This is a genomic window from Pyxidicoccus caerfyrddinensis (genome assembly GCF_010894405.1).
GTDB lineage: Bacteria > Myxococcota > Myxococcia > Myxococcales > Myxococcaceae > Myxococcus > Myxococcus caerfyrddinensis.
The window spans coordinates 176908-201846 of record NZ_JAAIYA010000003.1 but is presented as its reverse complement, the minus strand read 5'-3'; the positions used below and the strand labels follow the sequence as shown (position 1 = coordinate 201846).

Here is a 24939-nt window from a genome sequence, read left to right as displayed (position 1 = left end):
GCCATAGTGTCCAACGCACACCCCGGTCAAGCCGGGCCCGCGACTACACCCGCACCATGCGCGACAGCTGGCGCCAGTCGACGAGCTGGACGCTCTCCTCGGCCAGGTCGAACTCCAGCGAGCGGCGCATGCCGATGACGTCGCCGCCCATCTGGAAGGGCACCTCGCGGTCGAAGTCCATGCGCACGCGCTGGACGAACCAGTCGTGCATGCGAGGCAGCGGGTGCTCGCCGCGCCACAGCTTGAACATGTTGCGCGTGGCCTCCAGCACGGTGGCGCCATAGACGCGCACGGACAGCCGGTGCGGCACGGCCTGCGCGAAGGGGAAGGCCTTGAAGCCGAAGCCCCACTCGGGCGTGGTGGCCGCGCCGGCGACGCCCGCGGGCCCCTGGTACAGGAGCGCGCCCTTGTCCCCATGCGCCACCGGCTGCACCGCGCCGCGTGCGTCCAGGGTGAGCGCGGTGTCGCCCATGTTGTAGACGGACACCTGCGGGTTGCCGTCGCCGAAGACGTGCCGGGGCACCGTGCGGGTGAACATGGCCCCGAGGTAGCCGCGCAGGCCCGCCTGGGTGCTGTGCAGCGGCCCGGACATGGCGAGCTGGTTCTTGAAGTCCTGAATCATCTCCGCGTCCCAGCCGGTGCCGGCGAAGGGGGCGACCTTGCCCTCCACGCGCACCAGGGAGAAGGGACGCAGGGGCGGCAGGCGCTCGCCCACCGCGGCAATCTGCTTCAGCGCCACCGCGGCCCGGGGCGCGCCGGTGACGCGGGCCCAGGCGTTGCCGGTGCCCAGTGGCAGCACGCCGATGGCCGGCAGCGCCACCCCCGCCATGCGCAGCTCATTGAGGAGCCCGGTAATCGTGCCGTCCCCTCCGCCCGCGAGCAGCAGCCTGGGAGGGTTGGGCCGGAGCGTGTCGGAAATCCAGGCCCGTGCCTCCTCGAGAGAGCGGGTGAGCGCCACGCGCGCCCGGGGGAGGAAGCGCTCCACGAGGCCTCCTACTCCTTCGGTGCCGCGGCGGGCGCGCAGGTTCACGAGGACGGCGATGTCGGTCATGGCGGGCGGACTCTCCCCAGGCTGTGTCATGGCCCGGTCACAGCGCCGCAACCCGGGGCGGCTCGTGACGCAAAGATGACCCTCAGCTGGCCAGCGCGTGGGCCACACGCACTCCGAGTCTTCGTCCTGCCCCTCCCCTGCGGAAGGAGGCGGCCGCTACCGCCAGTCCCCCTGCCAACAACAGCCGGCGCAGCCACTGCTTGCCGGCCGAGTGGTAGCCGCCAGAGGTGCCGGTGCCCTCGGCCATGGGGTGGAAGAGGCTGCCGGAGGTGTGTCCCTGGCGCACCTTTTCGAAGTGCTGGGACTCGGTGGCGCCGCGCATGGTGCGCTCGAAGGTGGCCGGCATGAGGCCGTGCATGGCGGCGAAGCTGCGGGCGGCGGGGCCGACCATGATTTCGTGCTTCGGGCTGCGCAGGACACGGAGGATGGCGCGGGCGACGCGCTCCGGCGTGTAGACGGGCTCCACGGGGCGGATGCGCCAGCCGGTGTAGTTGGCAGTGTGCTGCCACAGCGGCGTGTCGATGGCGGCGGGGAGCACGGTGCACACGTCGATGCCGGTGTTGAGCAGTTCCTGGCGGACGGAGGAGGAGAAGCCTCGCACGGCGTGCTTGGAGGCGACGTAGGCGCTGACGTAGGGCGCGGCGACGGTGCCGAAGGTGGAGGAGACGTTGACGAGGGTGCCGTAGCCCTGGTGGCGGAACTGCGTCACGGCGACGCGGGTGCCGGTGACGGTGCCGAAGAAGTTGGTCTCCATGAGCTGGCGGAAGGCGTCGTCGGGAGTCTCCTCGAGGCTGCCCATGAGGTAGACGCCCGCGTTGTTGATCCACGCGTCGAAGCGGCCGAAGGCGTTGAGGGCCTCGTCGGCCAGGTGGCGCACGGCGGCGGGGTCCGAGACGTCCGTGGGGACGACGAGGGCGCGGACGCCGTGGGACTCGCACTCGCGGGCGAGGTCATCCAGCGGCTCCTCGCGACGGGCGGCCAGCACCACGTGGGCGCCCTTCTTCGCCAGGGCGAGCGCGGTGGCGCGGCCGATTCCACTGGATGCGCCGGTGATGACGATGACTCGGTCCTTCCAAGCACGCTTCATAAGCCACGGTCTCCTTGCCGGGCCGAGCCCCTGCCCCCATGGCCCCAACCCCTTCGCCAAGATGGGGACGGCACGTTGCGACGCACCCGGCCATCGCAAGCTCTCTTGGGGGGCAGGCGGCGGAGCGGACGGGGGTCCACGGTCGGGACGGGGGCCGTCCGTACTCCCGTGGGGTTTCAATCAGGGAGGACGGGGGATGGGTTCGGGCAAGGGTCGGAAATGACTTGGGTTTCTGGGGAGTGGGGGTGGTTTGGAGGAAGGCGGGGAGGCTTGGTATGTGCGCTCGACTGTCGGGTAGCCGACGGAACGCTCCCTGCACCGGCTCCGAGCCATGAACTCCCCAAGACCTTTCTTCCTGCTGCCCTGGGTGGCTGTCGTCCTGCTGTCTTCACCGGCGTGCATCAGCGTGCCGGACATCGAGCCCGCGAAGGCGGAGGTGCGCATCACCTCGCCGGAGGGGCGGGCCTACACGAATGGTGTGTTGGAGGTCCGGCTGGAGGTGACGGGGCATACGCCCGAGCGCGTCGAGCTGCTGAGCGACGGTGAGGTGCTGGCGGAGGTGGCAGCGCCGTATGTGTATGCGTGGGACACGGCGGGGGTGGCGGAGGGGACGCACCAGTTGGTGGCGCGGGCGGTGTTCGGGGAGGTGACGTTCGCCAGCGAGGCGCAGGAGGTGGTGGTGGACCGGACGCCGCCGACGGTGGTGTCGCGGACTCCGGAACCGGGGGCCCAGGATGTCTGGGTGAAGAGTCCCATCCAGGCGGTGTTCTCCGAGCCGGTGAAGGTGGGCACGCTGACGAGTGAGTCCGTGCGGTTGACCGTGGGTGGGGTGGAGGTGGCGCGTACGGTGTCAGTGTCGGCGGATGGGAGGACGGCGACGGTGGTGCCAGGGGAGGGCTATGTGCCTTCGAATCCCGTCACGCTCGAGTTTCTGCCCCAGGCGACGGATCTTGCTGGCAACAGCGTGAGCCTTGCCGAGGCATGGACGTGGCTGGTCCCCTACTGGGTTCCGTGGGGAAGTGCGGACAATGCCATTGTCGGCAATCACTCCGACTGGGTCGAAAAATACGCATACGATCACTCAGGCAACCTGACGGCAATCTGGCGAAGCACGAGCGGCAACGGCTTCTCCATTCTTGCCAAGAGATTCGAAGCTGGCGACTGGAAGACGCTCGGCCAAAGCCTGGCATCAGCCAAGAGCGACTTGGAAATCCCTTCCAAGGACCTAGTACTGGATGGCAGTGGCACTCCAGTTGTCGCATGGAGTCAGGTGAGCAACTCGAGCGTCGCTGAAATCTCAATCAAGAAATGGGTCGACAATCAATGGGTGAACTTCGGGAGTGGGTTGAGTTCTGCCGATGGCTTGCCCAGGAGACAATTCTTCGATCTACAGACAAGCTCTCGCGGCAACCCCAGCATCGTATGGAGCGCAGAGGACAGCGCTGGTACGACGGGCAAATTGTGCACGGGCGAATGGCAAACTTCCGAATGGGCGCTTATCGGCCCCTGCATTGATATCCTAGTCAACCCCGTCTACCATACCAATCCGACACTGAAGTTCTCCCCCCTCGGGAACGCCACTGTTGCATGGTTCGAAGAGCGCGGCGGCTACAACAAAGTATTCGCCAGCCAATACGTAAATGGGACGTGGACGCGACTTGATGGCGATCACGACACCGATCTCCAAATCACCGGCATTTCAATGACCTTCAACAGCAGTGGGTTGCCGGCAATCGCCTGGTACTTCCCTCTTGGGAACGGGAACTACGCCCTCACCACAGAGCACTGGAGCGGAGAGGATTGGCGACTTCTGGGCGCCCAACCCCCATTTCGCACCATCAGCCCCTTGGGCAGTCATTCACTGCAGGCCGACTCTAGCGGCACCCCATTCCTCACCTGGGCAGACGGCCGGCTTCACGTGCAACGTTGGACTGGAACCAGCTGGCAGTTTCTGGATGACGCGTCCAACTCCGAGGTCGACAGCTACGTCACTTCCGAGTCGCTGCAGCTCACCCCGTCAGGAGACCTCATCCTGACCTGGTTTCACTTCGCAGGCGATGAAACACACATACGGATGCGTCGACTCAACCGCTAACAAGATAGATTCAATAGTGGCAGCAGCGTTCGCCACGTCACCAGAACCCTACTGCGCGTTCAGGCCATCTAAACGCATCCCAAGGTTGGTTCGATGCAAGCACCCCGTGTAATCGCCATTCTCGTCGCTACCCTCCCTCTTTTGACGTATGCGGCACCGCGGCGCATGGTCGTCGCCAGCGGCGACTGCACCGACGCGGAGCTCGGCGGCCAGACCAAGGCCTTCCTGGACACGCTCACGTCCCGCCCCGAGCAGGACGTGCTGACCGCCACCGAGTTCGGCGAGCGGCTCTTCCCCCAGTCCTCCAAGAGCTTCGAGGACCTGCAGCGCCAGCTCGAAGCCGCCCAGGACCACTTCTACGAGGGCCGCAACGCCAAGGCCGCCCAGGCCCTCGACGAGGCCCTCCAGCAGATCACCCGCCTCCCCGTGGGCGAGCCGCGCTGGAAGCTCTTCGTGGATGCCCAGCTCCTCCACGGCCTGAACTACCGCGCCCTGGGCAAGCCGAAGGAGAGCGACACCGCGTTCCGCAACGTCCTCCGGCTCCAGCCCGACTACGAGCTCGACCCGGACCAGTTCGCGCCCTCCGTCCGACAGGGGTTCGACAAGCTCCGGCGTGAACTCGCCAAAACGCGCAAGGTGAAGCTGGCCGTGAAGTCCTCGCAGCCCGCCTCGGACGTGTACCTGGAAGGGCTCAAGGTCGGACAGACGCCCGTGACTCTGGAGGTGGCTGCGGGCACCTACGACATCACCCTGGTGAAGGGCACCACCACCAGCTTCCCGCGCCAGGTCCAGGTGCAGGGCGCGGACATGCCCCTTCTCATCGACGTGGCCTACGAGGGCTCCGTCTCCGCCAGTCCCTTTCCGTGCCTCGCGTCCCGGGACGGAAATGACGAGCGGACGCTCAGCCACTCCGTCCGGTTGGGCGGCACGCTCGGCGTGGAGGAGGTCATCGTCGTCCGCTTGGAGCGTCCGAGCAGCGGGCCGAAGTGGTTCGCCGCCACCGTGCTCAACGTCGAGGGCGGCCAGAAGCTGCGCGAAGGAGGCTTCAAGACGCAGGGCCTCGACGCTCCGGCGGAGGCCCTCTCCGCCCTGGTGGACTTCGTCACCACCGGCCGCTCCCCTTCCAACCTCGTGGTGATGAACGCCAACGGCAAGGCGCCCTGGGAACAGCCGGGCAGCGTGGACAAGTCGAACAGCTCGCAAGGAGGGATGGACCTCAGCGCGCCCAATCGCCTTTCCGAAGGCGTGGAGGACACGGCGGCGCCCCGCTCCACCTCGGGTCTGCGCACGGCGTCCTATGTGGCGCTTGGAGTGGGCGCGGCGGCATTGGGCGGCGCGGGCGTGGTGCGGTTCCTCGCGCAGAAGGACCTGGATGCGCTGGAGAAGCGGCTCGACAACGGCCGCATCCTCTCGACCGACAAGGAGTCCCTGGTGCTCCGCGACTCGCTGGCCCAGAAGGGCAATGTCCTGACCGGACTGCTCGTCAGCGGAGGGGCCGCCGTGGCGACTGGCGCCGTCCTCTTCCTGCTGTCGCCGTCCTCGACCACGCCTCCCCCTGTGTCCGTGGGCGTCACCATGGACGGGGAAGGCGCGTCAGCCACCTTGTCCGGCTCCTTCTGACAGAGGCTCTCGTGGCGTGTCCTGGTCATTGCGCCAGGACACGCCATGGGCAGGGCCCGCTCACGGAAGGACAGCGTGAGCCCTGATGGACGCGTAGAGTGCGCGCATGATGCGTGCCCTCCTCGTCCTGCTGTTGGCCACGAGCGCCTCCGCCGCGGCCCCTCGCACCTTCCGCGTCGACTACTTCCACACCGGCAACGCCACCGAGGAGCGCTTCAGCTTCGACAAGGCGGTCATCGAGCCGCTGCCCTGGCCCGGCCACCCCTCGCGCGCCATCGACGAGACAAACCTCGGCAAGTACCTCTTCGAGGTGCGAGACAGGGCCACCAACCGACTCCTGTTCTCGCGCGGCTTCGCCTCCATCTACGGCGAGTGGGAAAGCACGACCGAAGCAAAGAGCCTGCACCGCACCTTCCAAGAATCGCTGCGCTTCCCCGCGCCGGAAGGCCCCGTCCAGGTGCTCCTCAAGAAGCGCGACGCGCAGAACGCCTTCCGCGAGGTGTGGTCGCTCGTCGTGGACCCGAAGGACATGTTCGTGGACCCGTCTTCGCCGCCAGCTCCCGGCCCGCTGCTGAAGCTGGTGGAGAACGGACCGTCGGAGCAGAAGGTGGACCTGCTCATCCTCGGCGACGGCTACACCGAGGCCGAGCGCCCCAAGTTCGAGAAGGACGCCCGCCGCATGGCGGACATCCTCTTCACCTTCTCGCCCTTCAAGGAGCGCAAGGGAGACTTCAACGTCTGGGGACTGATGCCCGCCGCCGCGCAGTCCGGCATCTCCCGGCCGTCCACCGGCATCCACCGGCGCTCGCCCGTGGGCACCACCTACGACGCCTTTGGCAGCGAGCGTTACGTCCTCACGTTCGACAACAAGGCGTTCCGGGAGGCGGCCGCCTTCGCGCCCTACGAGTTCGTGGAAATCCTTGCCAACGGCAACACCTACGGCGGCGGAGGCATCTTCGGCCTCTACGGCACCGTGGCCGCTGACAGCCTGTGGGCGCCGTACGTCTTCGTCCACGAGTTCGGCCACCACTTCGCCGGCCTGGCCGACGAGTACTACACCTCCGAGTCCGTCTACGCCCCCACCGAGGAGCGGCTGGAGCCCTGGGAGAAGAACGTCACCGCGCTGCATGACCCGGAGCAACTGAAGTGGAAGCACTTGGTGGCGCCGGGCACGCCGCTCCCCACGCCGTGGAACAAGGAGGGCTACGAGAGCCACTCCAACACCGTGCAGAAGCAGCGGCGCCAGATTCGCGCCCAGCGCAAGCCGGAGACGGAGATGGACGCCCTCTTCGTGGCCCAGCGGGACTGGGAGGAGAAGTTCCTGTCCTCTCAGAAGTTCTCGGGCCGGGTGGGTGCCTTCGAGGGCGCCATGTACGAGCCGCGTGGGTATTTCCGACCCCAGCTCGACTGCGTGATGTTCACCCGAGACAGGGTGCCGTTCTGCGCGGTGTGTCAGAGCGCAATCACTGAAGTCATCGACCTCTACGCGGGGCCGGCGGCGAAGGCTCCGCGCGCCAGTCCTTGAACACCTGACAATTCAAGCGAGCCCCGAGTGAAATGACCGTGACTCGGGGGTCGCACAATGGACCCTCTCCGGGTTCGGGTGTAAGGGGGGCGGAGACCTGTATCCCTGGGAGGGGAACGCATGCTGAGACGGAATTGGCTTCCGGCTCTTTTGACCGCCGTGCTGGTGACGGTGGGAACGGGCTGTGGAGACGAGTGCACCGACGCGTTCGACTGTCGTAACGACAACGGGCAGCCGGACCCGGGCAGGGAATGGACCTGCAGCGACGGCACGTGCTCGCAGCGTGACATCACCCAGCCGCCTCCCGTGGACGCGGGGACTGACGCGGGCACCGACGCAGGGACCGATGCGGGCACGGATGCTGGCACCGACGCGGGAACTGATGCGGGCACGGATGCCGGCACCGACGCGGGCGTGAAGGCGTGCACCGACACGGCCCAGGGCGCGGGTCAGGACCAGGGCTGCACCGCCACGACTCCTGTCTGCGACACGGCGAACGACAAGTGCGTGGCGTGCCTCGACTCGGCTCAGGCTGGTGCCCAGGACACGGGCTGCGCTGCCACGGCTCCCATCTGCAACACCACTGCGGCCAGCGGCGCGGGCGCGTGCGTGGTGTGCCTCGACTCGGCTCAGGCTGGTGCCCAGGACACGGGCTGCGCTGCCACGGCTCCCATCTGCAACACCACTGCGGCCAGCGGCGCGGGCGCGTGCGTGGTGTGCCTCGACTCGGCTCAGGCTGGTGCCCAGGACACGGGCTGCGCTGCCACGGCTCCCATCTGCAACACCACTGCGGCCAGCGGCGCGGGCGCGTGCGTGGTGTGCCTCGACTCGGCTCAGGCTGGTGCCCAGGACACGGGCTGCGCTGCCACGGCCCCCATCTGCGACGCCACTGCGGCCAGCGGCGCGGGCGCGTGCAAGGTGTGCCTCGACTCGGCCCAGGGCAACACGGCGGACCAGGGCTGCAACTCACCCACCAACATCTGCGACACCACTGCGGCCAGTGGCGCCGGTGAGTGCAAGGTCTGCGTGACGACCAGCGGCACCACTGTCGGCTGCCAGGGCACCCAGACCTGCAACGCGGCGGGCACGGCCTGCGAGGGCTGCGCTGATGACACTTCGTGCGCCACGGAGACCCCGGTCTGCCGCACGGACACGCAGCCGACCACCTGCGTCGAGTGCACCGCCGGCAGCCATGCCCGGTGCGATGCGAGCAAGCCTTCGTGCAACAGCAACTTCTGCGGCTGCTCCTCGGATACGCAGTGCACGGACACGCCGGATAGCAACCGCGACTTCTGCGACACCACTGCCAACAACGGCCGCGGCGTGTGCGAGGTATGCGTCACGGATGCCAACTGCGTCTCCGTGGATGCGAGCAAGCCGATCTGCAACAACCGGACGGCCTGCGTACAGTGCCTCAGCAATGCGAACTGCTCGCTGACCCAGGTGTGCAACGAGTCGAACACCTGCGTGGACTCGAGCGTTTCCACGACCCCTGCGCAGACCAGCGCGCAGATCCAGGCCTTCCAGGCGGCCGCTGCCGGGACCGTCGACCTTCCCATCACCGGCGCGTTCGTCACCTTCATCAAGCCCGCAGTGGCTGGAAGCAGCGAGGGCGGTGGCTACTTCCTCCAGGCGGAGTCTGCGGGACCCGCCGTGTTCGTGAGCGACACGGGCACCCTGAGCCAGGTGGCCGTTGGCGACCGGGTGAGCCTGACCGTGACGACGAAGGCGATCACCAACGGGATGAGGATTGCGACCGCCGTCAGCAACTTCACCCGTATCAGCCAGGGCCACCCGGTTCAGAACCTCGCGAGCGCGACCCCGGCGGGTTTGAAGGTCAACCAGTCCCCGACTGCTGCAGCGACCCTGGTGGCAAACCTGGACACCCTGGAGTCCACGCTGCTCTCCATGACTGGCAAGATTGCCTCAGCTTCTGCTGCCGCCGGTGGCACTGTCTACTCCTCCTTCCAGATCACCACGGGAGGCATCCAGACCGGGACCGATACCGTCCGCCTGCGTGTTCCCGACGCCTTGATCACCGCCATGGATATCGCCCAGGGCTGCGACTTCACGCTCAACGCCGGCCCCATGTGGCGGTTCGTGAACGGAACCACCAACAACGCTCAGCCGTCTGCGTTCTCTGCCTCCGACCTGACTGTCTCCAATTGCCCCGGGCCCAAGCTTGTGTCTGCGTCCGCGAAGTCGCTGACAGAAGTCGTGCTGACGTTCGACCGGAGCATCTCTGCGACGAGCATCACCAACGCGGCTACTCAGTTCACCTTTACGGGGGGGCTCACGAGCTCGGCCGCACAGGTCACTGGTCGGCAGGTCACCCTGACGACGAGTGCGCAGACTCCGGGGACCAGCTACACCGTCACGGTTGCTTCGAGCGTCACTGATAGGGCAGGGACCCCTGTTGTAGGTGCAAATAACACAGCGACGTTCAAGGGCTACCGCACGCTTGCCGTCCTGCGCATCAACGAGGTCCAGCCCAGCGTGGCGAACAGCAGGGACCTCGTGGAGCTTCTGGTTCTCAGCGCCGGCACGACCGATGGCATCGTGCTCCAGCAGGACCTGAACTCGTCGGCGCTCCTGGCCACGCTTCCGGATGTGACCGTGGCGGCAGGAGACCTCATCGTCGTTCACCTCAACCCCGTGACCGGCACTGGCGCCACAGTCAAAGCCGAAACCACCGCCAAGGATGAGGCCCCTGCCGGCCAGTTCGCTGACAACTACGATACGGCGTGGGACTTCGTCGGTGGAACCACCGGCATCACGCTGTCGAACCGGCTCCTGGTCATTAAGGATCCGTCGGGAGCCATCCAGGATGGCGTGGCGTTCGCGAAGTCGGACCTGACGGGTACACCCCCGGCTGCATTCCCAGGCAATCTTCAGGCGCTCCAGGCTACTGGACAGTGGCTGCCGGCTGACTGCGCCGGGACTGCATGCACGTACACCTCGGCTCCGACGGCTATCGAGGTGGCTGCCGACTGGAAGGGCATCCCCGCCTCCAATGCAACGAAGACCTCGGTCACCATCCGCCGTGTCAGCGCCACTGACACCAACACCAAGGATGACTGGGCGGTCGGTGCGCATTCGTGGGGCGCTGCCAATCCGTAGCCTGAGTCCTCGCGACTGAAACATCCGGGCCGCGGCTCCTTCGAGAGCCGCGGCCCTTTTCTTTTCCGGTGGGTGGGCAGCGACCCCTGGGCCCCCATTCGTCCAACACAGTACAGTGAGGCCCTTTTCTTCCGTGGGCCCTGCTGTGCCGGGCCGGAGTTGCCATGCGGTTCCCCCGCGCCCTGTCGCTGCTGCTCGCTCTTTTCCTCACCGCGTGTCCCGGCTCCAAGCCCGTCGACCCACTCGTGCCCCTCACGGACGCGGGTTCGGACTCCAATGACGGGGGCGACTCCTCCCTCACGCTCACCACCGAAGAGCTCCCGGCAGCCACCGTCTCCCAGCCCTACCGCGTCACCCTCGCCGCCTCCGGCGGCTCGCCCGCGTACTCGTGGCAGCTCGTCCAGGGCGCCCTGCCCGCGGGCCTGTCCCTCTCCGACTCGGGCGAAATCACCGGCACGCCCTCCGCTCAGGGCTCCACCTCATTCACCGTCGAGGTCCGCGACTCCGCCGGCCGGTTCGCTCACGGGACGCTTGGCATTGACGTCCTCGGCTCCGGCTTCTCGGTCGCCACCTCCTCGCTCCCGGATGCGTACCTCGGCAACGAGTACACGACGCTGCTCTCCGCCGCCGGCGGCACGCCTCCGTACATCTGGGTCATCGCCAGTGGCTCGCTGCCCTCGGGCCTGCGCCTGGGCGCGAATGGCCGCTTTGCTGGCGCTCCCGTCGGCTCCGGGACCTTCGCCGTCACCCTCAGCGTCCAGGACGCCTCCGGCCTCTCCGCCCAGCGCGACCTCACGCTGTCCGTCTTCGCGCCCCCTTCCATCTCCGGCGCTTCGCTCGACCTCGCTGTCGTCGGCGCTCCCTACTCCGCTTCCCTGAACGCCAGCGGCGGCAAGGCTCCGCTCTCCTTCCGCATCGCCTCGGGCTCGCTGCCGGAAGGGCTCCGGCTGGAGGGCGGCTCCGTGCTCGGCACTCCCACCACCCCGGGTGCCGCGTCCTTCACCGTCGAGGTCCAGGACCTCAACGACCGCGCCGCGTCCGCTTCCTTCCAGCTCACCGTCCGCGGCGGCCTCACCGTCACCCCCACCACCCTGCCCGACGCATACACCGATGCGCCCTACGGCCATGGCCTCTCCGCCGCCGGCGGTCAGCCTCCGTACACCTGGGCCCTCACGCAGGGCTCGCTGCCCGCGGGCCTGCGACTCCTCGACTCGGGCGCCCTCGACGGCACTGCTTCCGCCGCCGGCACCACTTCCTTCACCGTCCGCGTCACCGACTCGCTGAGCGCCACCGATACGCGCGCGGTGTCCCTCACCACGTACCCGCCTCCCTCGCTCGCCGCCGTGCCCGCTCAGAGCGCCTACGTCGGTGACAGCGTCGCGCTGCCCTTCTCCGCTTCCGGCGGCAAGGCTCCGTACCTCTTCACCGCCTCGGGCGTGCTCCCTCCCGGGCTCACACTCGCGGAAGAGGGGCTCCTCCATGGCAAGCCCGCCCAGGCAGGTGTCTTCACCTTCGACGTCAGCGCTCGTGACGCCAACGGCCGCACCGCCTCGCGCTCCGTGTCCTTCACCGTCGTCGCGCTCCCCTCCATCACCACGACCACGCTTCCGGATGGCGACCCGGGCAAGGCGTACTCCACCCGCCTCGCCGCTTCGGGTGGCCGGGCCCCGCTCACCTGGTCCCTTGCTTCCGGCACCCTGCCCTCGGGCCTGTCGCTCGCGTCCGACGGCACGCTGAGCGGGACGCCTTCCGCCGCGGGAGCTTCGTCCTTCACCGTTCGCGTCACCGACGACAGCGGTCGCACCGACAGCCGCGCGCTGTCCCTCACCGTCTACGCTCCGCCCACCGTCACCACCAGCTCACTCCCCGACGGGTACGTGGGCGGCACGTACACCGCCAGCCTCACCGCCACCGGGGGACGCGCGCCGCACACCTGGTCCATCGACTCGGGCGCCCTGCCCCAGGGACTCACCCTCACGCAGAGCAGCGGCGCCATCTCCGGTACCCCCGGCGGAAGCAACGGCACCTTCTCCCTCACCGTCCGCGTCACCGACAGCGGCGGGCGCACCACCACCCGCGCGCTCGCGCTCGCCATGTACCGGCTGCCGTCCCTCTCGGGCCCGCCCCTCCAGCTCGACGGCTATGTCTCCGAGCCCTTCAGCGTCACGTACTCAGCCAGCGAGGGAAAGCCGCCGTACACCTTCTTCACCCCGAGCCCCCTGCCCAACTGGCTGGTCCTCACCAGCCTCGGCGAGCTCACCGGCACGCCCTCCGCCCCGAGCACCACCTCCGGACAGGTCGGCATCTCCGACGCCAATGGCCGCACCGCCTCGCGCGCCTTCGCGCTCACCACCTTCCTGCTCCCCGCTGTCACCACCAGCTCGCTCCCCGAGGGCCGGGGCGGTGTGTCCTACTCCGCCTCGCTGCTCGCCTCCGGCGGCAAGGCCCCGCTCACCTGGACCATCTTCTCGGGTTCGCTTCCGACGGGGCTCACCCTGTCCAGCACGGGGAACATCAGCGGCACGCCCTCCAGCGGCACCACGTCGTTCACCGCGCGCGTCGCCGATGCCAACGGCCGCGTCGCGCTGCGCACCCTCACGCTGCCTGTCTACGTCCCACCGCTCGTGACGACGGCCTCGCTCCCCGATGCCGTCCGGAGCCAGCCCTACAGCGCCACGCTCACCGCCTCCAATGGCCGTGCCCCGCTGTCCTGGAGCCACACCGGCTCGCTGCCCGCGGGCCTCTCGCTGTCCGCCTTGGGCGTCATCTCCGGTACTCCCACGGCGAGCGGCTCCGCGAGCTTCACCGTCTCCGTGCTGGACGCCGAAGGCAACGGTGACTCCCGCGCGCTGTCACTCAACGTGCGCGGCTCGAGCGCCCCGCTCACCGTGGGCCAGTGGAACCTCGAGTGGTTCGGCGCCCCCAACCAGGGGCCTCCGAACTCCACCTCCGACGGTGGCACCCCTGACGACCTGCAGATTGCCTACGCGCGCGACGTCATGCGCGACGCGGGCGTCAACGTGTGGGGACTCGTGGAGATGGTGGACTCCGCGGACTTCGCCACCCTCAAGGCCCAGCTTCCCGGGTACAGCGGCTTCCTCGCCAACGACGTGTCCTTCGTCCCTGGCGGCGCGTCCTGGTACAGCGCCGGTGAGCAGAAGCCCGGCATCCTCTACGACAGCTCCCTCACCTGGCGCAGCGCCCAGCTCATCCTCACGGCGCAGGCCGCCGACTTTGGTGGCCGCCCGCCCCTTCGCGTGGACTTCACCCTGCGCGTCAGCGGCGCCGACGTGCCCCTCGTCGTCATCGTCCTCCACATGAAGGCGTTCGATGACGAGGTCTCCTACGGGCAGCGGCAGCGCGGCGGCATCGCGCTCAAGAGCTATCTCGACAGCGCCATGCCCTCCGAGCGCGTGCTCGTCATCGGCGACTGGAACGATGACGTCGACCACTCCATCACCCGCGGCAATGACGGCCAGTACCTTGCCAGCCCCTTCGAGCCCTTCTTGCTCGACACGGTCAACTACACCTTCATCACCCGGCCGCTGTCGCTCGCCGGGGAGCGCACCACCGTCGTGTACCGCGACGCCATCGACCACACGCTCGCCACCAACGAGATGACCGTGGACTACCTGTCCGGCTCCGTCCGCGTGCTGCGCCCCGACAGCTGGATTCCCGACTACGGCAACACCGTCAGCGACCACTACCCCGTCGTCAGTCAGTACGACCTGGGCGGAGGCGGCTCGGTTCCCCCGACCACGCCCATGCTCTTCATCAACGAGGTCCTCGCCAACGAGCCCGCCGGAGACGCCGGCGTGGGCGACCCCCACTTCGAGTTCATCGAGGTGCTCAACTCCGGCGCCTCCAACGCGGACCTGTCCGGCTGGAGCCTGTGGGACTCCGCCTTCGTGCGGCACGTCTTCCCCTCGGGGACGTCGCTCGCTCCGGGCCGCGCCTTCGTCGTGTACGGCGGCCCCAGGGGGTTCGACGCCGGCACTCCCAACACGCTGTCCGCTTCCACCGGGCAGCTCGGCCTCAACAACGATGGCGACACCACCAGCCTGCGTGCTCCCGACGGCGGTGTCGTGGACTCGGTGAGCTACACCACCACCATCGACAACGTGTCCATCAACCGGATGCCGGACGCCGTGCCCGACGCGGGCTGGGTTTCGCACACCACGCTCAACCCGGGACTCGGCTCCTCCGCGGGCCGGCGCGCGGACGGCGGCGCGTTCTGACGCGACACCCCGCGCGGGCTCAGCGCGGCGGCGCGGCGTCTTCGCCCCGCGGCGCGCGTTCCTGGCCAGGACGCGTGTCCTGCTCAGGCATCACCTCCACCTGGCGCGCCACCAGACCGCCCGCGCCCTCGTCGTAGCTCACGCGGACCGCGTCGTCCTTGTGCATCGCGCGCAGCGACACGACGTCCTTCCCCACCACGAGCCGCGTGTCCGCGTTCACCTCGAAGTCGTGCTCCTTGCCCTCCGCGTCGCGGATGAGGAGCTCGTCGTCTCCGACCCACGACACCTGACCCTGCACACTCCGCATGGGCTCGGGACGACCCGAGCCTCCCTGTCCCTGCTCCGGCTGGGGCTCGGGCGGGGTGGGCTGGGGCATCAAGTCAGAGGGACCCTTGAGGTTCTCCGGCTCGGGTGCCCGCTCCTTCGAAGCCATCAGCCCCCGGAGGACATCGGAGCGTCCTTCTCGTTCGCCCGCCGAGGGACCCGCCGTCCCCTCGACCTCCTCGTCCCGGCACCCCAGCGCCAGGCTGCCCACCACGAGCGCCACGAACGTCCAGCCGCGTCTGCCGGTCATCGTCCCCTGCCCTCCTGCCCGTGCAAGAAGTCCGAGGGCCCGGGCCCACATGCCCGGCGTCCCTCCCCTCCTCATGATGCGAACGGTCCAGGCGACCGAGAACCCAGGTGCTCCACCCTCCCAGCCCAGAGGGAGGTCAGGCAGGCAGCGGAGCACCGTGCCGCCTGACGGGAGAGCGCGGCTACTTCGCGGACTCGATGACGTAGATGAGCGTCACCTTCGCCTGCACCGTCTGCTCCTCCGGCTGGATGGGCGTCGTCGTCGCGCGGGCGTCCGACATCTCCGCCATCGCCAGCCGCGCCGGGTACAGCCTCGGGGGCTCCGTCACCGTGCTCGCGTCCAGCACCGCGCCCAGCTTCACGTTCAGCGCCGCCGCGAGCACCTCGGCCGACTTGCGCGCCCGCGCCACGGCCTGACGCAGCGCCTCGCCCTGCACCGCGTCCTCACGGCTCAGCCCGAAGCGCACCTGGTCCACCCGGTTCGCTCCCGCCGCGAGCGCCTGGTCCAGCAGGCTTCCCACCCGCGACAGCTCCGTCACATGCACGCTGACCACGTTGCTCACGCGGTAGCCCTTCAGCTTCGGCTCCTGCTCGTTGGGCGCGGGCGGCGCGTACTCCGGGTACACCGAGTAGTTGCGCGTCTGGATTTCCCGCCGCGCAATCCCCGCGGACGTCAGCGCCGCAATCACCTTCTCCATCCGCTTCGCGTTCTGCTCGCCCGCCACCTTCGCGTTCGGCGCCACCGTCTCCACCGCCAGGTCGATGAAGGCCTCGTCCGGCTGCGCCTTCACCTCGCCCGTGCCCTCCACGCGAATCGTCCGCACGGCGGGGTCCACCGGCGGGCGCGGCTGGGACACGGGCTCGGGCTGCGCGGAGGCCACCAGGCCAGTGAGCAGCAGCGCGGTGAGAAACAGGGAACGGACAGGTCGGGCAGGGAGCATGGCGCCTCCTCGGGCGAATCCAGTGGTGCGGGGTCGTGATGCGACGTCCTCACCCACAAGACGGCCGGGCACCGCGCGGCATTCACTCCGCCACGGTGCCCTTCACTCTCTTTCGCCCTGCCTCATGCGTGCGCCACGAACTGGAACCGCCGGCCCCTGGCGCGCGTCTCAGCCATCCGCCCGGTCCCGGCTCACGGGCTCGCCGCGTCGCCGCCCGCCCCGTACCCCGGGCGAGGCTCCTGCTTCGGGCTCGGACGGAGCCCTGCTACCGAGCGGACCTTCGTAGTCGCCTTTCGGCGCGCGGCCCTCAGCGCGTCCCGGCCGATGTCCATCACCGCCGACACCGCGCCCGCCACCAGGTTGGCCGGCGGCGTGTCCGGCGCCAGCGGGTGCGGCCGCGTGGGCGCCGCCCTCTTCGCCATCTCCAGCACATCCCCCATCGTCCGCAGCTCCTGCGGGCGGAAGGCCTTCTTCACGGCCGGGAAGAGCTCGGTCTCCTCCTCCAGCACGTGCGCGCGCACGCTCTCCATCAGCACGTGCACCTTGGCGTCGAAGCGCTCCGCCTCGGGCGGCATCGCGTCCAGCTCCGCGAGCACCAGCTTCACCACGTGGTGCTCCTCCAGCGCGTTCAGCACGTCGCTCCCCAGCTCCTCCGAGCGCGCGCGCACCGCCGGATAGAAGACCTGCTCCTCGATGGCGGCATGCACGGACAGCTCGTGCACCAGCTGATCCACCAGCTTCCGCTTCAGCTTGTGGGCGTTGGGGCCCGCCTTCTCGTACTTCCGGAAGAGCTGCTCCACCGTCTTGTGGTCCGCCTTCAGCAACGCGATGGCATCCATGGAAACCTCCTTGAAGTCGTGAGGCCGCGCATTCCCCCACCGAGCGCAGGACTCCTGGCGCAGCGCGGCACGTAGTGGATGGTGTGGATGGCCGCTCCCGCATGCCGGGGTGGCTCGGGGATGGCCCGCTGCTCCGCATGCCCGGCAGGCGGCCGGGCGAACTTGTCCGATCGCCACCACCGCGTGCCCCTCCGGGAGGCGCGGGTGTCACGGAGACGTGCCGCGCTCCGCTCCGGTTTCCACGAGCGGCGGGGTTTGCAGCCCAGCTCACGGGCCCTCAAGGGGTTGCATCGCCTTGAAGCGGACGAACACCCTGTACCCCGGTGCAATCACCGCTCGGACGGTCGCTGACCAATGTCCGGGGCGCCCTGACCGGGTGGCGGCGTCCCGCCGGCGGCGAGCGAGGGGAAGGGGAGACACCGTGGTGAATGACACCCTGCGGGTGCGGGTCGCGAGCATCACTCGCGAGGCAGAGGACATCCTGTCGTACGAGCTGGTCGCCGAGGACGGCGGCGCGCTGCCCGGGTTCGAGGCCGGTGCCCACCTTCAAGTATGCGTGCCGGGGCCGGGCGACTTCGTGCGCTCGTACTCGCTCTGCAATGACCCGGACGAGACGCACCGCTACGTCATCGCCGTGCACATGGATGGCAGGGGGCGCGGTGGCTCGCGCGCCATGCACGAGCGCGTCCACGTGGGCGACGTGCTCGAAGTGGGTGCGCCCAACAACAACTTCCCCCTGCTCTTCGCGCGCAGCTACGTGCTGGTGGCGGGCGGCATCGGCATCACCCCGATGCTGGCCATGGTGCGGATGCTCGAGCGCACCGGCGCCAACTACACGCTGCACTACTGCTCCCGCACGCCCGAGCGCACCGCCTTCCGCGAGCTGCTCTCCACCGCGCCCTTCGCGGACCGCGTGCGCTTCTACTTCGACGGCGGAGACCCGTCGAAGGGCCTGGACGTGAAGGCGCTGCTGGCCACTCGCGGGCCAGGGGCGCGCCTGTACTGCTGCGGCCCCTCGGGGCTGATGAAGGCCGTGCGCGACGCGGCCACGCACCACCGCTGGCCCTGGGAGAAGGTGCACTTCGAGTCCTTCACCGCCGAGGGCACCGGCGCCGCCACGGGCCAGGTGGACTCCGACTTCGAGGTGTCCATCCGCAGCACCGGCCAGGTGCTCCAGGTGCCCGCCGGGCAGTCCGTGCTCAACGTGCTCCGCCGCAACGGCGTGCGCGTGCAGAGTGACTGCGAGGCCGGCTCGTGCGGCACGTGCCTCACCCGCGTCTGCGACGGCCAGCCCGAGCACCGCGACACGTTCTTCCAGCAGGAGCCCGCGGGCGACAAGCGCATGCTCGTCTGCGTGTCTCGCGCCCGCTCCAAGCGGCTGGTGCTGGACCTGTAGCCGTCGCGCTCCAGCGCGGGTGCCTGGCTTAGAGGACCCGGTGCGCTGCTCGCACCGGGCGCGGGACTGGCGCTTCGCCCGCCGTCAGCCGCCGTTCGCGAGCCGAAGCGCTTCCTGGAGGATGCGGTCCGTGCCTCCGGCCAGTGCCGGCGCGTCGAGGGACACCGCCACGTCCGGAGGCAGGCCAACCTTCTCGTACACCTCGCCGTCCGGCGCGGTGTACAGCTCGTTCGACAGGCCGAAGGACCAGCCATTCGGGAGCTGCCGGGTGAGAACATCCGAGTGGGCGCCATCCGTCCGCTCCCCCACCACGGTGACGTGAGGGAGCGCGCTCATGGCCATGGTGAAGATCTCCGCCGCGCTGGCGGTCAGGCTGCTCGTGAGCAGGTAGACGGGCCGGGTGAAGCGCCGCGCCCCCGCCGGAGCGAAGCGGTACTCGCGTGAAGGCGTGAAGCCGGCTCCCGCGCGGGCCTTCTTGGTGAAGGCCACCCGCTCCACGACGGTGAAGCGGCTCGCGATGGCCATCGAGGCGGCGTCGTAGCCGCCACCGTTGAAGCGCAGGTCGAGGATGAGGGCGTCCTTGTCGCCCAGCGCCGCGAGCGCCTCGTCGATGGCGCGGCCGGCCGCCTCCACGTCCGCCGCTTCATCCGTCCCGTCGCCCGTGAAGCCGGCCATGCCGGTGAGCAGGATGTACCCGACGTGCGCGTCGAGGGACTGCCAGGCCACGCGCTCGCCCGCCTTCACCGTGACGCCCGGGCCACCGAGGTAGTGCGCTCTCACGTACTGCTTCACCGCTTCGAGATGCGTGTCGACCCACTCGGGGTGCGGCTTGGGGAGGAAGACGCGCTCGCCCGCTTCGAGGCTGATGTGCCCGTCCGTGAGCGGCTCGAGCAGCTCGGACAAGAGGGTGAAGAGCTCGTCGTCCGTCGTGGCGGCGGTGACTCGCGGACGGAAGGTGTCGTAGCGGGACTGCCAGTCGACTCCGTAGAGGTCGAAGAGGGCGTATTGCTCCGCGAAGGTGTGCCAGAACACCTCGAAGTTCACCTCGGGTCCTTCTTCGGCGGCTTCGTCCCGGTGCAGACCTCGGGGAGCGGGGCGCGTTGCGCGGTGACGTGGAACGTCTGCCCGTTCTCGATGACGAGCGCCTCCCCCTCGCGCGTGAAGCGCAGCGCGAGGTCCGGCGCGGTGCCGTCCTCCTCCACGTCTCCGTCGGCCAGGGGCAGGCAGCTCACGGCGGTGAGCTCGTACAGATCCACCTCGTCGCCCTCGAAGCGCACGGTGTAGCCGTAGCCCACCGTCACCCAGCTCCCCTCCAGCGCGCCTCCGAGGGGCGGTCTGCCGCCGTCGTCGTCCTTGCCACATGCCGCCAGCGTCACGAGCAACGCCAGCGACAGCAACTTCAACCCTCGGCTCATCCGTCCCCCTCCGTGCACAGGTTTCGGCCTGAACACCGGAGGCGCGGGCAACTGTTACTTCGTTGCGAATATGGCGGAAGGGTAACGGCGCCCGGGGGCCGGGACTACGCGGCCCGCTCGGAGGCCGCGCGACGGACGCGTGCGACCTCGGTGCGAATCAGCGTTCGCAGGGCCTCGGGGTCGAAGGGCTTCTCCACGCGGGGGTTCTCCACCCGGTCCAGGAAGGTGCGCGCGGCCGGCGTGAAGGCGCCGCCGGTGATGAAGACCACCCGCTCGGCGACTTTCGGTGCCGACCGCTGGAGTGCCTCGAACAGGTCCATGCCGGTCATCTCCGGCATCATCAGGTCGCAGAGCACGATGTCGTAGCGCAGCTCCTGCGCCGTCAGTTGCGCCAGGGCCTGCCTCGCGCTCACCAACACCTCGACGTCATTCTCTCGCGACAGCGTGCGGCGGATGGCTCCGCTCACCAGCGCATCGTCGTCCACCACCAGCACGCGCCCGCGCGCCGGCACGGGGCCCTCGATGAGTGCCTGTCCTTCGGCTGACTCTGGCGGCACGGTGTCCGTGCGGGACTCGCGGGGTGCTCCCTGCACGTCGGGAACCTGCGCTCGCGCCGCTCCATGGAGAACCCTCGCGGAGGGGACGACCTCGGCCGCCGGGCTCGAAGTCCGCGACGCGGTGGCTCCGGCAGCGACGTTCGAGGTGGGAACAGTGGCGGCCTCCGTGCCGCTCACCGACGCGGACGGGGCCTCCGGACCTCGTGAGGGCGAGCCCGCGCCGGGACGCGCCGAAGGCTCCCTGCCCCGCTCCTGCCCTGCTTCCAGGCCTGTTCCCGACAGAGCGCTCCGTGCCTGCGCGGGCACGGCGGGCAGCGACATCGACTCGCGCGCGGCACGGGGCGCCGGCACGGCGGGTACCGACTCGCGCGCGGTGCTCCAGCCCTGTGCGGCTGGCACGGACTGCGGCTCGCGCGCAGGGGCCTGCACCTGCGCAGCCGGCACCGGCTTCGACTCCACCGCAGTGCCCTGCACCTGCACCGCCGGCACCGGCTTCGACTCCACCGCGGTGCCCTGCACCTGCACCGCAGGCACTGGCTTCGACTCCACCGCGGTGCCCTGCACCTGCACCGCCGGCAACGCTCCGGACTCACGGGCTCCGCGCGGCAGCTGCACCGCCGGCAGCGACCCGGACTCGCGCGCGGCACGGGGCATAGCCGGCACCGCCAGGGACTCGGGGGGCGCTCGCCGGAGCGCCACGCGGAACACCGCGCCCCGGCCCGGCTCGCTCTCCACGGAGATGGTGCCGCCCATCGCCGACACGTACGCGTGGCACAGCGACAGCCCCAGCCCCGTGCCCACTCCCGGCGGCTTCGTCGTGTAGAACGGGTCGAAGATGCGCCCGAGCGCCTCCGAGGCGATGCCGGTGCCGGTGTCGTGCACCTCCGCAATCACCATCCCATTCGGCGCCAGCCGCGTGACGAGCCGGACCTCGTTCTCCTCCGCCCGCCCCTCCGGCAGCGCCTGCGCCGCGTTGATGAGCAGGTTCAGGAACACCTGCGCCAGCCGCGCCTCGTTGCCTTCCACCCTCGGCACGTCGCCGTAGTCCCGCACCAGCTTCGCGCGCGGGCGCAGCTCGGCCATCGCAATCTTCACCGCCGAGTCCAGCACCGCGTGCAGCTCCACCGGACCCTGCTTCTCGTCGTCCGGCCGCGAGAAGGTCTTCAAGTCCCGCACGATGCGCCGCACCCGGTCCGCGCCGTGCAGCGCCTCGCGCAGCGCCTGGCTCACCTCGCGCAACCTCGGCCCCGCGCCCCGCGTCTCCCCCAGCTCTCGCGCGAGCGCCTCCGCCTCCTCGCTCGCGTGCTCCAGGTTCGACACGATGTACGCCAGCGGGTTGTTGATTTCGTGCCCCACCCCCGCCGCCAGCTGCCCCACCGCCGCCATCCTCCCCGCCTGGACGAGCTGCGCCTGCGTCTGCCGCAGCGTGCGCATGTGCGCTTCCAGCTCCTCGTTCGCCCGCGCCAGCGCCCGCGTGCGGTCCTGCACCCGCTCCGCCAGCCACCGCTCGCGCGCCTTCAACTGCCCCACGCGCAAGAGGTACACGCTCACGCCCACCAGCCCCGTCCCCAGCACGCACAGCAGCCAGAACCCCGTGCGCTGCCAGAGCCTCGGCTCCAGCGCCACGTCCAGCACCACCGGCTCGGACCAGGCGCCGTCGCGGCCCTCCGCCTGCACCTCGAAGCGGTAGCTGCCCGGACGCAGCCCCGTGTACGTGGCCATGCGGACTTCCGCGTTCACCCAGCCGTCGTCGTGCCCCTGCAGCCGGTAGCGGAAGCGCAGCCGCGCCGCGTCCACCGGCGAGAAGGCCGTGAAGCGAATCTCCAGCCGCGAGCCTCCCGACGGCAGCTCCACCCGCCCCTCCACCGGCACCGGCCGCCCCTGCACCCGCACCTCTTCAATCCGCACCTCGGGCGGCTGACGGCTCGCATGCACCCGCACCGGGTCCACCGCAATCGCGCCGCTCAGGTTGGTGAACCACAGCCGCCCGTCCTTCGCCCGCCAGCCGGACGGCTGCGTGTTGCCGTTGCACTCCGCGCTGCGCATGCCGTCGCGCTGGTCGAAGTCCAGCGAGGCCACGCGTGGGCGCTTCTTGTCCGCCACCTCCTCCAGCTCGCGCCGCGACACGCGGGACACGCCCTTGTTGCTGCTCATCCACAAGTGCCCGTCCCCGTCCGGCACCAGGCTGAACACCGCGTCGTCGTAGAGCCCCTGCTGCACGGTGAAGCGCGCCCACTTCTCCTCGCGCCACCGCCCCAGCCCCGTCTCCGTGCCCACCCACAGCGTGCCGTCCTCGTCCGCCAGCAGCGCCAGCACCAGGTCTCCCGGCAGCCCGTCCTTCTGCGTGTACTGGCGGAAGCCCTTCTTGTCCCCCTCCCACCGCGACAGCCCCGCCTCCGAGCCGAACCACACCCGACCCGCCGCGTCCTCGGTGATGACGATGACCGGGTGGGTGAAGCCCTGCTTCGCGGCGTACATCGTGGCGGAGCCCTCGTGGATGCGCACCAGGCCCGCCTGCGTCCCCACCCAGGTGTCGCCCCGCGAGTCCACCAGGATGGCCGTCACCACGTCCTGGGGGCCTCCCTGCTCGCGCGACAGCTTCGTGAAGCGCTTGCCGTCATACCGGTACAGACCGCCGACGGTGCCCACCCACAGCGTCCCGTCGGCCGCCTCGTGAATCGCGGGGATGACCTTCTCCGCCAGCCCCTCCTCCGCGCCCACGTGACGGAAGACGCCGTTCTCCAGGCGGTACAGCCCGGCGCCCAGGGTGCCAATCCACATCGTCCCGTGCCGGTCCTCCAGCACGGCGGTGACCGTCCCCTCCGGGTCCAGCCCCTCCGGCAGCCCGTAGGTGGAGAACGAGCCGTCCCGCAGGCGGAACAGCCCCGAATAGGTGCCCACCCACAGGTGCCCGTCCCGGTCCTCCAGCAGGGACAGCACCTCGGCCTCCACCAGGCCGGTGCCGGGCACGGGCTCGCTGAAGCCCTCCGCGTTGTGCCGCACCAGGCCGCCGCGGCGCGTGCCCACCCAGAGCGTGCCGTGCGTGTCGGTGAACAGCGCGGTGACGAAGGTCGCCGGCAGTCCGTCGTCCGCGGTGAAGCGCCGGGCCACCGTCCCGTTCCAGGAGACGAGCCCCGAGCTGGTGCCCACCCACAGCACGCCCGATGAGTCCCGGCTCAGCGCCAGAATCTCCGGCCGCGGCTTCGGCACTGGAATGGCGAAGGCGCTGCCCTCCACCTCGCCGCCCACCACGCGCGCCAGCCCTTCCTTCGTGCCCACCCACACCGAGCCGCCCTCGCCCTGCGTCAGCGCGGTGACGTACGAGGCCGGCAGGCCCTGCTCCACGGTGTACTGGCGCGCCGCCCCGTCTCCCAGGGGTACCTGCCACAGGCCCACGGACGTGCCCACCCAGAGCACGCCCTCGCCCACCAGCAACTCCTCCACCTTCACGCCGTCCAGCGGCGCGGCCGCGCCCGAAGCGCGCTCGAAGCGGCCGTCGCGGTACGACACCAGGCCCTGCTCGGTGCCCACCCACAGCGTGCCCGACGCGTCCTCCGCGAGCGCCTTGATGGTGTGGTTGCGCAGCTCCTCCGTGTTGCGCTTGTCGAAGACGACGAAGCGCGCCCCGTCGAAGCGCACCAGCCCCTCCCACGTGCCCAGCCACAGGTAGCCGTCGCGCGTCTGCGCCAGCGACAGCAGGCTGTTCTGCGGCAGCCCGTCGTCGCTGCGCCACGAGTCCTGGCTGAACTGGGAGACGCGGCGCTCCGGGTCCAGGGCCATGCCCGGCCTCGCGAGGAGGAGCCCCGCGAGGAAGAAGAACCCGATGAGCCCACGCCACCCGGCGTGGGGCCTGTACCCCGGAATGCACATGAGGGCCCTAGTGTCCGGCAGAACCGGTCTGGAGGCCAAACGCGGTACGTCTCACCTGGGGTGCAACGTTGAGTGGTGCAGCCTTGGCGGCAGCGGCGGGGGCGCGACCTCCATCCCCGGTACAGCCCCCCACCGCTCCCGCCGCTGCCGCCTCGCCCGTCACCGCCCACCACGCCGGGGCCTTCCCGACGCCCATCTGGCCAGGGCCATCGCGCCTGCCGACGCGAAGCCCCGGTGGTGGTGGAGGCTTCGCCGCATCGCGCTGGGCTGAAGATGAGAGCCGTTCCCCTCTGACGCCACTGCGAGAAGGCGACACGAGGCATGTCCTCCGGTCGAACCAGACGGCACACCTGGCGCCTCCCGACTCGCCTGCCTCCGCTCGCGGCCGGGGGCCCCGCGTCCGGGGAGGGCGGGAAGGTGGACACGCGGCGGCGGGCCGGCATCGTCCGGGAGTCGCGGGAGCCCCGCGCTCCAGCGCGGCCCACGCACGGAGAGTCGCGGAAGGTCCGCGGCGACTCGGGAGGCGGGGCTCCGGAACCCGCGTGGACGAGGGTGCCGAAGCGGTCCGTGCAGCGACACCTCCAGGACAGGGCGCGCGAGGTGTTCCCCGGC

At 69.8% G+C, this 24939-nt stretch carries 14 protein-coding genes; 6 read left to right on the top strand and 8 right to left on the bottom strand.

The window, feature by feature from the left end; translation table 11 throughout:
• Window positions 1–43: 43 nt before the first annotated feature.
• Both G4D86_RS07905 and G4D86_RS07900 read right to left on the bottom strand, forming a co-directional pair.
• Window positions 44–1051 carry a diacylglycerol/lipid kinase family protein gene (locus tag G4D86_RS07905; protein WP_163991198.1) on the bottom strand — a complete coding sequence of 336 codons (1008 nt, stop codon included), beginning with the start codon at window positions 1049–1051 and terminating at the stop codon, window positions 44–46.
• An 82-nt stretch (window positions 1052–1133) separates the two neighbouring features.
• Complete coding sequence (locus G4D86_RS07900; RefSeq protein ID WP_163991196.1) at window positions 1134–2138, bottom strand: SDR family NAD(P)-dependent oxidoreductase; 1005 nt, start codon at window positions 2136–2138, stop codon at window positions 1134–1136.
• A gap of 331 nt (window positions 2139–2469) precedes the next feature.
• Here G4D86_RS07900 and G4D86_RS07895 point away from each other — a divergent pair, with 331 nt between their 5' ends.
• The 5 genes from G4D86_RS07895 to G4D86_RS53730 all read left to right on the top strand — a co-directional run bounded on the left by G4D86_RS07895 (window position 2470) and on the right by G4D86_RS53730 (window position 14736).
• The gene (locus G4D86_RS07895; RefSeq protein WP_163991194.1) at window positions 2470–4233 is read left to right on the top strand and encodes an Ig-like domain-containing protein; all 1764 of its coding nucleotides are present in this window, start codon (window positions 2470–2472) and stop codon (window positions 4231–4233) included.
• Window positions 4234–4398: 165 nt separating this feature from the next.
• The gene (locus G4D86_RS07890; protein WP_420821846.1) at window positions 4399–5853 is read left to right on the top strand and encodes a PEGA domain-containing protein; all 1455 of its coding nucleotides are present in this window, start codon (window positions 4399–4401) and stop codon (window positions 5851–5853) included.
• Between the two features lie 106 nt (window positions 5854–5959).
• The gene (locus tag G4D86_RS07885) at window positions 5960–7378 is read left to right on the top strand and encodes an IgA Peptidase M64 (protein ID WP_205519495.1); all 1419 of its coding nucleotides are present in this window, start codon (window positions 5960–5962) and stop codon (window positions 7376–7378) included.
• Window positions 7379–7498: 120 nt separating this feature from the next.
• Window positions 7499–10498: an Ig-like domain-containing domain gene (locus tag G4D86_RS54270; RefSeq protein ID WP_420821845.1), complete on the top strand. Its 3000-nt coding sequence runs from the start codon at window positions 7499–7501 to the stop codon at window positions 10496–10498.
• A gap of 164 nt (window positions 10499–10662) precedes the next feature.
• Entirely contained in the window at window positions 10663–14736 is a 4074-nt protein-coding gene (locus G4D86_RS53730) for a putative Ig domain-containing protein (protein ID WP_163991192.1), read from the top strand.
• A gap of 19 nt (window positions 14737–14755) precedes the next feature.
• On the opposite strand, the gene G4D86_RS07865 is transcribed toward G4D86_RS53730, so the two are convergent.
• The 3 genes from G4D86_RS07865 to G4D86_RS07855 all read right to left on the bottom strand — a co-directional run bounded on the left by G4D86_RS07865 (window position 14756) and on the right by G4D86_RS07855 (window position 17089).
• Window positions 14756–15310 carry a hypothetical protein gene (locus G4D86_RS07865; RefSeq protein ID WP_163991190.1) on the bottom strand — a complete coding sequence of 185 codons (555 nt, stop codon included), beginning with the start codon at window positions 15308–15310 and terminating at the stop codon, window positions 14756–14758.
• A gap of 181 nt (window positions 15311–15491) precedes the next feature.
• Window positions 15492–16250: an SIMPL domain-containing protein gene (locus G4D86_RS07860; RefSeq protein ID WP_163991188.1), complete on the bottom strand. Its 759-nt coding sequence runs from the start codon at window positions 16248–16250 to the stop codon at window positions 15492–15494.
• Window positions 16251–16441: 191 nt separating this feature from the next.
• A complete protein-coding gene (locus tag G4D86_RS07855) occupies window positions 16442–17089 on the bottom strand; it encodes a hemerythrin domain-containing protein (protein WP_163991186.1) in 648 nt (215 codons plus the stop codon).
• A 424-nt stretch (window positions 17090–17513) separates the two neighbouring features.
• On the opposite strand from G4D86_RS07855, the gene G4D86_RS07850 reads away from it, so the two are divergent.
• On the top strand, window positions 17514–18485 hold the full coding sequence (locus G4D86_RS07850; protein WP_163991184.1) for a PDR/VanB family oxidoreductase: 972 nt from the start codon (window positions 17514–17516) through the stop codon (window positions 18483–18485).
• Between the two features lie 84 nt (window positions 18486–18569).
• On the opposite strand, the gene G4D86_RS07845 is transcribed toward G4D86_RS07850, so the two are convergent.
• The 3 genes from G4D86_RS07845 to G4D86_RS07835 form a co-directional block, all read right to left on the bottom strand.
• Complete coding sequence (locus tag G4D86_RS07845) at window positions 18570–19529, bottom strand: S41 family peptidase (protein ID WP_163991182.1); 960 nt, start codon at window positions 19527–19529, stop codon at window positions 18570–18572.
• On the bottom strand, window positions 19526–19900 hold the full coding sequence (locus tag G4D86_RS07840; RefSeq protein WP_163991180.1) for a hypothetical protein: 375 nt from the start codon (window positions 19898–19900) through the stop codon (window positions 19526–19528). Before G4D86_RS07840 ends, G4D86_RS07845 begins: the two co-directional genes overlap by 4 nt.
• A 104-nt stretch (window positions 19901–20004) precedes the next feature.
• Window positions 20005–24327 carry a two-component regulator propeller domain-containing protein gene (locus G4D86_RS07835; protein WP_205519494.1) on the bottom strand — a complete coding sequence of 1441 codons (4323 nt, stop codon included), beginning with the start codon at window positions 24325–24327 and terminating at the stop codon, window positions 20005–20007.
• Window positions 24328–24939: the final 612 nt, after the last annotated feature.